Source organism: Pantoea nemavictus, from assembly GCF_037479095.1.
In the GTDB taxonomy this organism is placed as follows: domain Bacteria; phylum Pseudomonadota; class Gammaproteobacteria; order Enterobacterales; family Enterobacteriaceae; genus Pantoea; species Pantoea nemavictus.
The window spans coordinates 3893594-3905718 of the sequence record NZ_JBBGZW010000001.1 but is presented as its reverse complement, the minus strand read 5'-3'; the positions used below and the strand labels follow the sequence as shown (position 1 = coordinate 3905718).

Annotated in this window: 12 protein-coding genes; 1 reads left to right on the top strand and 11 read right to left on the bottom strand. The window is 56.1% G+C overall.

The annotated features are described in order from the left end of the window. Positions 1–2: 2 nt before the first annotated feature. Genes WH298_RS18015 through WH298_RS17990 form a run of 6 tightly spaced genes read right to left on the bottom strand, consistent with a single transcriptional unit; the run spans position 3 to position 5885 of the window. Entirely contained in the window at positions 3–800 is a 798-nt protein-coding gene (locus tag WH298_RS18015; RefSeq protein WP_007892580.1) for a glucose 1-dehydrogenase, read from the bottom strand. 11 nt (positions 801–811) lie between these two features. Continuing rightward, on the bottom strand, positions 812–1879 hold the full coding sequence (locus WH298_RS18010; protein WP_007892577.1) for an ABC transporter permease: 1068 nt from the start codon (positions 1877–1879) through the stop codon (positions 812–814). 20 nt (positions 1880–1899) lie between these two features. Further along, complete coding sequence (locus WH298_RS18005; RefSeq protein WP_007892575.1) at positions 1900–3432, bottom strand: sugar ABC transporter ATP-binding protein; 1533 nt, start codon at positions 3430–3432, stop codon at positions 1900–1902. A 9-nt stretch (positions 3433–3441) separates the two neighbouring features. Next, positions 3442–4053 carry a DUF2291 family protein gene (locus WH298_RS18000; protein ID WP_007892572.1) on the bottom strand — a complete coding sequence of 204 codons (612 nt, stop codon included), beginning with the start codon at positions 4051–4053 and terminating at the stop codon, positions 3442–3444. A 42-nt stretch (positions 4054–4095) separates the two neighbouring features. Then, positions 4096–5031 carry a D-ribose ABC transporter substrate-binding protein gene (locus WH298_RS17995; RefSeq protein ID WP_007892571.1) on the bottom strand — a complete coding sequence of 312 codons (936 nt, stop codon included), beginning with the start codon at positions 5029–5031 and terminating at the stop codon, positions 4096–4098. 56 nt (positions 5032–5087) lie between these two features. After that, the gene (locus WH298_RS17990; RefSeq protein WP_049851849.1) at positions 5088–5885 is read right to left on the bottom strand and encodes a GolD/DthD family dehydrogenase; all 798 of its coding nucleotides are present in this window, start codon (positions 5883–5885) and stop codon (positions 5088–5090) included. 379 nt (positions 5886–6264) lie between these two features. On the opposite strand from WH298_RS17990, the gene WH298_RS17985 reads away from it, so the two are divergent. After that, positions 6265–7068, top strand: a complete 804-nt coding sequence (locus WH298_RS17985; protein WP_007892568.1) for a DeoR/GlpR family DNA-binding transcription regulator — start codon at positions 6265–6267, stop codon at positions 7066–7068. A gap of 201 nt (positions 7069–7269) precedes the next feature. Here WH298_RS17985 and cheZ read toward each other — a convergent pair whose 3' ends face one another. The 5 genes from cheZ to WH298_RS17960 all read right to left on the bottom strand — a co-directional run bounded on the left by cheZ (position 7270) and on the right by WH298_RS17960 (position 12054). Then, the gene (gene cheZ / locus WH298_RS17980; RefSeq protein ID WP_180823473.1) at positions 7270–7911 is read right to left on the bottom strand and encodes a protein phosphatase CheZ; all 642 of its coding nucleotides are present in this window, start codon (positions 7909–7911) and stop codon (positions 7270–7272) included. A gap of 9 nt (positions 7912–7920) precedes the next feature. Continuing rightward, positions 7921–8310, bottom strand: coding sequence for a chemotaxis response regulator CheY (cheY, locus tag WH298_RS17975; RefSeq protein WP_007892562.1), 390 nt, complete (start codon positions 8308–8310; stop codon positions 7921–7923). A 39-nt stretch (positions 8311–8349) separates the two neighbouring features. After that, entirely contained in the window at positions 8350–9399 is a 1050-nt protein-coding gene (locus WH298_RS17970; RefSeq protein ID WP_007892560.1) for a protein-glutamate methylesterase/protein-glutamine glutaminase, read from the bottom strand. After that, positions 9396–10271: a protein-glutamate O-methyltransferase CheR gene (cheR, locus tag WH298_RS17965; RefSeq protein ID WP_007892559.1), complete on the bottom strand. Its 876-nt coding sequence runs from the start codon at positions 10269–10271 to the stop codon at positions 9396–9398. Before cheR ends, WH298_RS17970 begins: the two co-directional genes overlap by 4 nt. A gap of 103 nt (positions 10272–10374) precedes the next feature. Next, positions 10375–12054 (bottom strand): methyl-accepting chemotaxis protein, encoded by a 1680-nt coding sequence (locus WH298_RS17960; protein ID WP_007892558.1) that lies wholly within the window; start codon positions 12052–12054, stop codon positions 10375–10377. Between the last annotated feature and the right edge of the window lie 71 nt (positions 12055–12125).

The window sequence follows — 12125 nt, the reverse complement described above, 5'->3', positions numbered from 1 at the left end:
CATCAGGAAAAGATCAACCCGCCGTCCACGTTAATGGTCTGCCCGGTGATGTAACGCGCATCATCCGAGGCGAGAAACGCCACTAAACCGGCAACATCTTCCGGCTGACCCGCGCGCTTCAGCGGGATGTTCTCAACCCACTCCGCCATTAGCTCGCCTTTGCCATACTGCTTTTTATCGCTACTGAGAATCTCACCCCATACGCGATCGTTATAGTCCCACATTTCACTCTCAATAATGCCGGGACAGAAGGCATTCACCGTGATGTGCCACGGCGCCAACTCCAGCGCCAGGCTCTGCGTGATACCAATCACCCCCATCTTGCTGGCGGCGTAGTGAGGCGTATAGATAAAGCCCTGACGTCCCTGACCCGAAGAGGTGTTAATCAGGCTACCGCTGCCCTGCTTCACCATATATTTTGCCGCTTCGCGACAGCACAGCCAGACGCCGGTGGTATTCACCGCCAGGATCTTATCGAAATCGCTTTTCGGCATCGAATCAAAGCGATCGATGGTGATCACCCCGGCATTTTGAATCGACACATCAATGCTGCCAAAGCGCTCCGCAGCCTGCTGATAGAGCTGCTGTACCTCAGTCTCATTGGTGACATCCACCTGCAGCGCCAGAATCTCACTGCCAAACTGCTGTTCGATGGCCTGCGCGGTAGTAAAGACGCGTTCAGCATTTGACACCATCACCAACCTCGCACCGTCGCGGGCGAAGCGAGCCGCAATGCCCGCCCCAATGCCGCGGCATGCTCCGGTAATCACCACCGTCTTACCACTAAAATCGCGTGTCATATTGCCTCCTGTTATCCATGTGTCGCTTCAGGCAGGGCGGCCGATTGCTGCTTTTTTTCATGTCTGCGCAGCAGCACCACCTTACTTTGTAATTTTTGCTGGAACTGGTCGATCACCACCGCAGTAACTATCACCAGGCCTTTAATCACCATCTGCCAGAAATCGCTGACGCCCATCATCACCATGCCATCGGCGAGGAACACGATGACGAAAGCGCCGATAATAGAGCCGGACACCCGACCACGGCCGCCCGCCAGCGCCGTGCCGCCTAATACCGTGGCACCGATAGCGTCCATCTCGAACATGTTGCCGGTCATCGGGTGGGCGGTTTGCAGCTGCGACGCCACGATCAAGCCAACCAGCGCGGCACACAAGCCGGAAAAGGCATAGACAAACACTTTAACTTTGATGATTGGTACGCCGGCCAGCCGCGCCGCCGATTCGTTGCCGCCGGTGGCGTAGATATAACGGCCGAGCGGCGTTTTACGCGTCAGGTATAAGCCCAGCAGCAGAAAACCCAGCATCAGCCAAATCGGGATATACACGCCCAGCACCGAACCCGAACCAAGCAAGGCAAAGCCGGTATTTCCCAGCGCCGGGGTGCCGACGAGGTTGGCGTAAGTGCTGCCATCGTTGAACAGCAGCGCCGCACCGCGCGCGATGTACATCATGCCGAGCGTACAGATAAAGGGCGCCACGCCAAGTCGTGTCACCACCGCACCATTAATCAGTCCCAGCGCAACGCCGAACAGCGCCACCACCAGAATCACTTCAGGCACATTAAAAAACAGCACATTGCCGCCCCACAGCGGTACGCCATTGGTGAGCAGTGCACCCGCCACCATGCCGCAAATACCCGCTACCGCGCCCACCGAAAGATCAATGCCGCCGGTAAGAATCACCAGCGTCATACCAATCGCCAGCAACCCGGTGATCGCCACATGCTGCGTCATAATCAGCAGGTTTGAGGTCGTGAGAAAGTTAGGCACCATCAAGCTGAAGAAGCTCACCACGATTAATAACGCAATAAAAGTGCGCGCCTTCAACAGGTACATGTAGATCAGGTATTTTTGATTCATCGTTTCACTCTCCAGCGGGCTCAGTCATGTGGCGTTGAGGCGCTAATCAAGGCTTCACGCGTGGCCGCCGCGCGCGGTAAATCAGCGGTAATGCGGCCATCGGCCATCACCAGAATGCGGTCCGCCAGCGCCATCACTTCATCCAGTTCCGAAGATGAGAACATCACGGCCAGCCCCTGCTGTGCCAGATGACCAATCAGGTGATAGACATCCGTTTTTGCCCCAACGTCGATGCCGCGCGTAGGCTCATCGAGCAGCACCACTTGTGGACCGGTCATCAGCGCTTTTCCCAACACCACTTTCTGCTGATTACCGCCGCTGAGTGACGTGATCGGCAGCTCCGGATCGCTGACTTTGATCGCCAGATGACCAATCATTTCATCCACGCGACGCTGCTCTTTATGCGGATTGAGCCTCTGCCACGCGCGGCGGAACCCGCGCAGGCTGAGATCGCTGAGCGTCATGTTGGCGGTGATCGACATCAGCTGCACCACGCCTTCGGTTTGGCGATCTTCCGGCACCAGCGCAATCCCTTTTTTCAATCGCTGTTGAAAGCTACGCTTCTCCAGCGCTTCCCCGTTGAGGCTGACACTGCCCGATTGACAGTGCATCATGCCAATCAGCCCTTTAAACAACTCGGTGCGCCCGGCGCCCAGCAAACCGTAGATGCCAATCACCTCACCTTTGCGCAGGGAAAAAGAGACATCATTAAGCTTGTAGCCACCGTTTTGATGCAGCGCGGTCAGCCCATTTACCTTGAGGACGGTGGCACCCTGCGCCGCCGGTTGGTAGTCGAAATGCTTTTTCTTATCGCCCACCATCTGCTCAATGATCCAGGGAATTGAAGCATCACGCACCTCACGCTCGCTGATAAAGCGTCCGTCGCGGAAAATGGTGATGTGATCGCCAATTTCCATCAGCTCTTCCAGCCGGTGCGAGATATAGATGATGGTGACGCCGCGCCGCTTGAGCTGCTCAATCACGTTAAACAGCACTTTCACCTCAGACTGGCTGAGTGCGCTGGTCGGTTCATCCATAATCAGGACGCGCGTGTCTTTGGACAGCGCCCGCGCGATCTCCACCAGCTGCTGATGGCCGATACCCAGCTCAGCCAGTGGCGCATAGGGATCGACATCCAGCTCCAGCCGCTGCAGCAGCGCTTTGGCCAGCTCATACTGGTACTTCTCATTGATGACGCCACGCTGGAAAAACTCATTGGCCATGAAAATGTTGTCCATCACATTCATATTGGGAAACAGGTTTAGCTCCTGAAAGATAATGCTGATGCCCTGTTTCTCTGCCTGATGCGTGGAGTTGAGCGATACCACCTCGCCGTCCAGCAGAATGTCGCCGGAGGACGGGATCTCTACGCCCGCCAGCATTTTCATCATGGTGGATTTACCCGCACCGTTTTCGCCAATCAGCACGTTGACTTTGTTGCGATAGACGCGGTAATTGACCTGGTCCAGCGCGGTGACGCCGGGATAGAGTCGCGACACATTACGCGTCTCGATAATCACATCCAGCGGCCCGTCGGGCGGAATTTGCGACATAGCCCCTCCTTATTGCCGGGTGATTTGCGCCGGTGTAATGTCAGGCGCCTGCTGTGGAATATCCCAGCTGCTGAACACTCCGACGATCGCCACTTTGTCGCCCACTTTCGGCTTAAACGTTTGCATCATGTCGGATGCCTGCTGATTGATAGCGCGATTGAAATCGCCAAACAGCACCTGATCGTTGAAATCCTGATAGCTGGCGCCTTTATAAACGTCACGCAGCGCGGTGCCGCGAATTATCGGCCCGGTTTGCACCGTGACGCTGGCACCCGAGACCTCTTTCACCGTCATTTTGCCGCTGCGCGAGGTGGTATTCAGCGCCGTCACTTCTCCGCTCAGGCTGACGCTGAATACACAGGGATTCTCATCCTGGCTGCGATAGCCGTAGCTTTTACAGGCACTGTCGAAATCTTTGGCCGACTGCAGCGACTTCATCAGTTCTGCCAGCGGCCTGGCTTCATGAGCGACCTGCGGCACCAGCTTCTGCTGCCACATCTGCGCGATGTTGGCCATGTTGGCATTAGGGGGATTTTTCAGGTCGGCCAGCTCCTGCTGCGACACAATGCGGCAACCGCTAAGGATCACGACGGGTAGCAGTAACCAGAGTCGTCTGTGCATCACATTCTCCTGAGCGCCCGATGAACGGGCGCACCGCGTTGATTACGACTTGAAGTTAAAGTCCTGCACGCCTTTCGCGTTATCTGGGGTGATGAGAATGCCGCGGAACATCACGCGCTGCTTCTCAGGTTTAGTGCCTTTCTGAATAAAGTTGTCGAGGTCGGTTACGCCCTGGGCGGCAATAGCTTGCGCCTGCAACATCACCGTGGCTTTCAGATCGCCTTTCTCGACCGCATCGCGCTCATCATTACTGCCGTCAATACCGACCACGATGACATCGTTACGACCCGCCGCTTTCAGCGCGGCAATTGCCCCCAGCGCTACCGGGCCGTTGCCGCAGATCACCCCTTTCACATCCGGATGCGCCTGTAGGATGCTGTCCATGATGCGTTTACCATCAATCAGCGTGCCTTTGGCATCCTGACGCGCGACGCTTTTCATGTCGGAATATTGATCGAGCACTTGGTGGAAGGATTTGGAACGCGTGACGCAGTTGTTATCGGCGAGATTACAGGTGAGTTCGGCATAGCTGCCCTTTTCGCCCATCTTCTCGACAAACACGTTGGCCACATCGGAACCGGCCTGGAAGTTGTTGTGGGTGATTTGCGCCAGCGCCACGTCATCCACCGGGATCTCGCGGTTGATCAGTACCACCGGAATGCCGGCATCTTTGGCTTTTTTGATGGCGGCGACGCTGGCGGTGGAGTCCGCGTTATCCAGCACGATGCCCTGTACTTTCTTGCCAATCGCGGCATCAATCAGTTCACTTTGCTTCTTCACATCTTCGCCATGCGACAGCACGCTGGTTTTGTAGCCGAGTTCCTGCGCTTTGAGGTTGGCGCCTTTGGCTTCGGAGGCGTAATACGGGTTATCCAGTGAGTTTACCAGAATCATGATGGTGCCTTTTTCGGCAGCCAAACTGGCGTGCGCGATCAGACAACTGGCAATAGCAGTCAACAGTAGGATGGGTTTTTTCATGGTGATTTTCTCTTTGTTGTAGGTGCAGGGTCAGCCGTTCTGGTGTTGGCGTGGCCTTACCAGATGGTAAAGCCACCGTCGATCATCAAATCTGCGCCGGTGATCATGTCGCTGCCGTTACTGGCGAAGAACAGCACCGCGGCGGCGATTTCGTCGGTATAGGCAAAGCGCCCGAGTGGGATCAGTTTTTTCATCGCTTCACCCTTCTCTCCGCGCCAGGCTTTTTCCCCCATCGGCGTCAGCACTACGGTGGGCGACAGGGTATTTACGTTGATGCGATGCGGCGCAAACTCTTTGGCCATCACCTTGGTCATGCCCAGCAGACCCGCTTTGGCCGAGGTGTAAGCCACGTGGTTATCGATGGCGATAGAGGCGGCCTGCGAGGCGATATTGATAATTTTGCCGCCGTTGCCGGCACGCACCATGCGTTTACCGGCAGCCTGCGAGCAGAGAAAGGGGCCGGTAAGATTCACGGCGATCTGTTTCTGCCACTCGGCGAAATCGGTCTCCAGTACCGCTTGTAACATCACGTAGCCGGCGCAGTTCACCAGGATATCAATCTGACCATAATGCTGTTCGACCTGGTTGAAGGCAGCATCCACCGAGCCGGGATCGGTGACATCGCAGCACACCAGCAGCACGCGATCGGCGGCGAATTGCGTCTGCACATCAGCCACTTTGTCACGTTCGAATGGAGGATAGAGCAGCGCCAGCCGCGCCCCTTTCTCCAGCAGCATGGCGTTACTGGCCATGGCAATACCGCCCAGCCCGCCGGTGACCACCGCCACTTTGCCGCTTAAGTCCTGCTCAATGTTCACGCCGTAGCGCAGGTTGACGTCATATTCCCCACTCATCCACTTACTCCTTTCATCATTACGCTGCGGCGATGATTATCGCTGGCCGGGTTATCGTTTTTGGCAATATTGGTTTTCGAACAAAAATATAAGCTATCGATTAATAATGGTTTGTGGGGCAGATCAAATTTCATACAAATCACAGCAATAAAATACATCGCTATGATTTCATTGATAATGCTTACATTTCATATTTCCAGGCATGGAGAGAGCTGCTAGTGGCTTTGTGCAAAATCAATCGCATAGCAAATATTCATTTTCATTCGAAAACAAATGAGCTTGCGAGCTGCCTCGCAAATACCAAAAACGCAGAGTAAAATCAGCTCGGGTTTCCTTATTGGCGAAACCAGACCGTGATTGGAAAGAGGGAGCGTTTCGATTGAAAAGCAAAACTGAGCAGCTGGCTGATATGCAGCTTCGCCGTGAGAAGATTCTGGAGATGATCCGCGAAGACGGCACCGTCACGGTAAAAGCGTTAACCGATACCTTTGGCCTGACCGAAGCCACCATCCGCACCGACCTGCGCATGTTGCAGCAAGAGGGTCATGTGCAGCGTTATCACGGCGGCGCCACGCTGATGACCGGTAAGCAAAATAGCGGTGCAATGCTGCTGGAGCGCCAGACGCATCTCGACGAAAAACAGGCGATTGGACGCCTTGCCGCGCAGCATGTGGAGAATGGCGATACGGTGATTTTCGATTCCGGCACCACTACCACGGCAATCGCCGAGGCGATTAGTCATATTCGGCGTCTGTCAGTGATTACCACTGCCGTTAATATTGCGCTAAAGCTGGGCGGCGAACCGGGGATTAATATTTTGCTGACCGGCGGCACCTTCAAGTTCCCGACGCTATCGACCTCGGGTGAGAAAGCGGCCTCTTTTTTCGAAAACGTATTGGCGGAGAAGCTGTTTCTCGCCACCGCCTGTATTTCGCCGCGTTTGGGGCTGAGCTTTCCCAGCGAGACCGATATCAAAGTGAAGATGGCGATGATCAAATCGGCCAGCACCGTTTACGTGGTAGCGGATTCCAGCAAGATTGATAAGGTGTCGATGTTCGCCCTGCCGTGCGACTGGAGCCATATTCACTATCTGATTACCGATAGCGGGATTTCACCGGCGCAGGTCGCGGCGTTTGAGGCGTTGGGGGTGCAGGTGTTGGTGGCGCACAGGCGTGCTGTGTGAGGTTTGGCACGGATGGGTGCCGTGCGCGTTGTCCCTCACCCCGGCCCTCTCCCGCAAGCGGGAGAGGGAGACGCTGCCACATGCAGGCTCAGTCGAATTACTCTCCCACATGCAGGCGCAGTCGAATGACTCTCCCACATGCAGGCTCGATCGGTTCCCTCTCCCACCTGTGGGAGAGGGTTAGGGTGAGGGCCAGCGTACTTAAAACCCTAAACTATCCAGCAGGTCATCAACCTGATCCTGGTTCGCCACCACGCCCGGTGCATTGGCATGGATCTGCGGACCATTTAACAGGCTGGTCGCATCCTTACGGGCTGCCGCGTTCGCTTCTGGCATATTCTCCAGCAGCACCATCAGCAACTGACGCTCGATCTCCTGGATCACATCCATCATGCGCTTGATCACCTGACCGGTAAGGTCCTGGAAATCCTGCGCCATCATAATTTCGAGCAACTGCTTATTGGTGTACGACGTGTGTCCCGGAACGTCAGTCAGGAACTGGCGCGTATCCGAAACCAACTCGCGCGCATCTGTCAGTTCAATCGGATTTTCAAACCATGCGTCCCAGCGGCCTTTCAGCTGGTTGGCGTTGACTTCCATTTGGTCCTGGTGTGGCTGCGCTGCTTCAACGCAGTTCAACGCACGTTCAGCCGCTTGCGCCGTCATTTGCACAACATAATCCAAACGATCGCGCGCGTCAGGAATCGCTTCCGCCGCTTCAGCAATCGCCTGGTCTAACCCCAGCTCACGCAAACTGTCACGCAGCATGCGCGTCAGTGAGCCGATGCGGGTAATAATGTCGTGTGCCGAGGCTTCTTCGGTTGATTTCGGAAGGTCGCTCATCACATCTCCTTACATACCCAGTTTTTCGAATATTTTGCCTAACTTCTCTTCCAGCGTGGCAGCAGTGAACGGTTTCACTACGTAGCCGCTGGCACCAGCCTGCGCGGCCGCGATGATGTTCTCTTTCTTCGCTTCCGCCGTGACCATCAGCACCGGCAGTTTACTCAGCGCCGCATCCGCACGAATGGTCTGCAGCAGTTCCAGACCGTCCATGTTGGGCATGTTCCAGTCCGACACCACGAAATCAAAGCCGCCCGCACGCAGTTTAGTTAGCGCATCAACGCCGTCTTCTGCCTCTTCGACGTTATTGAATCCCAGCTCTTTCAGCAGGTTACGGACGATACGACGCATCGTATTGAAGTCATCCACCACCAAAAAGCGCATATTTTTATCAGCCATATCTACTCCTGTGTTGTCTCGTCCAGCAGGACGGGCTCGTTAAATTCGCAATGCCTGTCCGGCGCTAATTTTCGCCAGCATGTGCTGACTGATGTGGCCCAAATCGACCACTTCACTGGTGCCGCCCATCGCAATCGCTTCGCGCGGCATGCCAAATACCACACAGCTGGCTTCATCCTGCGCGATGGTCCAGGCGCCCGCGCGATGCATTTCCAGCATCCCGGCGGCGCCGTCGTTCCCCATCCCGGTCAGGATCACACCCACCGCATTTCGTCCTGCATGGACCGCCACCGAACGGAACAGCACATCAACCGATGGCTTGTGTCGATTCACCGGCGGACCGTCATTCAGTTTCACTACGTAGTTCGCCCCGCTACGCGCCAGCTCCATGTGCATCGCGCCCGGCGCGATATAGGCATGGCCCGGCAGAATACGCTCGCCATCTTCCGCCTCTTTCACAGTGATCTGGCACAGCTTGTTCAGTCGCTCGGCAAACGAGCGGGTAAAGCCTGGCGGCATATGTTGCGTTATCAGCAGCGCCGGACTGGTGGCCGGCAGCGGCTGCAGCACATGGCGAATCGCCTCGGTGCCGCCGGTGGATGAGCCAATGGCTATCAGCTTTTCACTACTCAACAGCGGACCGGCTTTCAAGGTTACCGGCATCGGCGTGGCCGCACGCGCATGCAGTTTGGCGCGCGCTGCGGCGCGAATCTTGTCGGCAATCATCTGGCTATAGGCCAGCATGCCTTCACGAATGCCGAGCTGCGGCTTGGTGACAAAATCCACCGCGCCCAGCTCCAGCGCGCGTAGCGTCACTTCGGATCCTTTACCGGTCAGCGATGACACCATCACCACCGGCATTGGACGCAGGCGCATCAGTTTCTCGAGGAAATCGAGGCCATCCATGCGCGGCATTTCCACATCCAGCGTCAACACCTGCGGGTTGTACTGTTTGATTAAATCCCGCGCCACCAGCGGATCTGGCGCACTCGCGACCATCTCCATATCGGGATGGCTGTTGATGATTTCCGTCATCAACTGTCGCATTAGCGCAGAGTCATCCACGCACATCACGGTGATTTTGCTCATCGTCTTTCCTTGCTCAGTCCATAGACTGTCTGTCCACGCAGCCAGAACTCTTTGCTGATCTGACTAAAGTTCTCTGAGTGTCCGGCAAACAGCAGGCCGCCGGGCTTCAGCAGGGGCACGAAACGGCGCAGAATCTGTTCCTGCGTCTCTTTATCGAAATAGATCATCACGTTGCGACAAAAAATCGCGTCGAACGGACCCGGCAACGCCCAGTCGTTGGCCAGTAAATTCAGTTGCGAATAGTTCACCATGTTGGCGAGGTCAGAACGCACCCGCACCATGCCTTCGTGCGGGCCAGTGCCGCGCAGGAAAAAGCGCTGCAACTGTGACTGCGACAAGGTGCGCAGCTCTTCCTGGCGATAGACGCCTGCCACGGCTTTCTCAAGCACCTGCGTATCAATATCGCTGGCGTGCACCTGGAACTTACCCGGACCGGTACCCAGCGTTTCAGCCAGCGTCATGGCGATGGAGTACGGCTCTTCGCCGGTTGAGGCGGCGGTGCTCCAGACGCTGTAATTACCCGTGCGCTTACGCGCATGATCCGCGAGGATCGGAAAGTGATGCGCCTCGCGGAAGAAAGAGGTCAGGTTGGTGGTCAACGCGTTAATAAATGCCTGCCACTCGGCACTGTTCTGGTCCTGCTCCAGCAGCGCCAGATAGCGGCCAAAGTCATCAATATTCAGCATGCGCAGACGACGCACTAAACGGTTGTAAACCATCTCGCGCTTATGGTCGGCCAGCACAATGCCCGCTCGCTGATAAATCAGCTGGCTGATACGACGAAAATGAGTATCTGAGAGCGGCAAGCGCTGCACCATTTGCGAGAGCAGCGTGGTCGCTTCACTTTGATCTAATAACGTCGATTTCTTCATTTCAGGTCACCCGGCAACAAACTGTTTAAATTGTGATACTGCGGTTGCTACTGTGCTGCCAGTCGCGCCATGCTTATGGGCCGCCTTGCGGCGGCCACAAGGATTAAAAGGTTTCCCAGTTATCGTCTGTGCTACGTGCGCCTGCCGGTTGTGCCAAGGCTTTTGGCGCTCCCGAACGCAAATTTTTTGCCGCTGTAGATACGTTAACGGCCTGAACGACAAATTCTTTACCAATATTGAACACCGCAACCGACTGTTTCAGTCGGCTGGCCTGATCTTCCAGCGCCGCTGCCGCAGTCGCCGACTCTTCAACCAGCGCGGCGTTCTGCTGAGTCACGCGATCCATCTCGTTCACCGCCAGACCGACCTGATCGATACCTCGGCTCTGCTCGTCCGACGCCGAGGCGATTTCGCCCATGATGTCGGTAACGCGCGTCACCGCATTGACGATGTTGGTCATGGTTTCCCCGGCGCTCTCCACCAGCACGGAACCGGTGTTGACGCGGCTGACCGAATCTTCGATCAATCCTTTAATCTCTTTCGCCGCCTGAGCACTGCGCTGTGCCAGACTGCGCACCTCACCGGCTACCACGGCAAAACCACGGCCCTGCTCACCGGCACGCGCGGCTTCTACTGCGGCGTTCAGTGCGAGGATGTTGGTCTGGAAGGCGATACCGTCGATCACGCTGATGATGTCAGCGATTTTCTTCGAGCTACCGGTAATCTCTTTCATGGTGGTGACTACGCCATCCACCACTTTGCCGCCCTGCTGCGCGGTTTCAGACGCCGTCAACGCCAGCTGTGAGGCCTGGCGGGCATTCTCGGCGTTCTGCTTCACGGTGGCGGTGAGCTGCTCCATGCTGGCGGCGGTCTCTTCCAGCGAAGCCGCTTGCTGCTCGGTACGCGAAGAGAGATCGTTGTTGCCCATAGCGATTTCGCTGGCACCGGTGTAGATGGCATCAGAACCATCACGCACGGTACGCACCGTACGCGCCAGCGCTTGCTGCATTTCCTGCAGTGACGTGAGCAGTTCGCCCATCTCATTGCGCACGTTGATCTCCACCTGCTGGGTTAAGTCACCCCGCGCGATGTGGCGGATATGCTCAATACTCTGCTTCAGCGGACGGATCAGCACGGAACGCATGCCGCTCCACACCAATGCAATCACCAGCAAGGTCACCAGCAGCGTGCCGACCACCAGCATGATTGATTGGGTATAGGCCGCTTCATTGGCCTCCACACCCTTACTCGCCAGCTCGATGTTGTAGCCCAGCCAGGCGTTGTAATCTTTGGCAAACTTATCCTGGAATCCCTGCGTCGGTTGATCGACAAATCCTTTGAAATTTCCGCTACCGAGGAAATCAATCAACTCACCCAATGCCCCCCGATAGGCGTTGTAGTTGGCCTGCAGCGTCAGCACGTTTTCCGCCGTTTTGCCCTTTTCAGACAGATTGGCGTTAAATTCGGCGAAACCTGCATCAGCGTTCTTCAACTCCTCACTCGCCAGCGCCACCAGATCTTTCACGGTCGCACCCGAGCCCGCCTGCTGACTATCCAGCAGGTAACGGATCCCCGCACGGTTCAGCGTGTTACGCGCCTGAACCAGCGATACCCATGAGGTGCCCATCGCCCGTTGCAGCGTGCTGAGACGCTGGTTGTAGGCAAAATTATCTTTATCGGCTTTCACCGTGGAATAGAACACTCCCCCGGAAAACAGCTGCAGTAAGGCAAACAGCGCCAGCACGCACAGCAAGCCGGAAACAACACGAATACGACTAAACATAAACACCTCATTGGTTGGCGGATCGCTCCTGTTATCGGCGTGCGCGAGGGGATCTTTATGTGTGTTCGCAG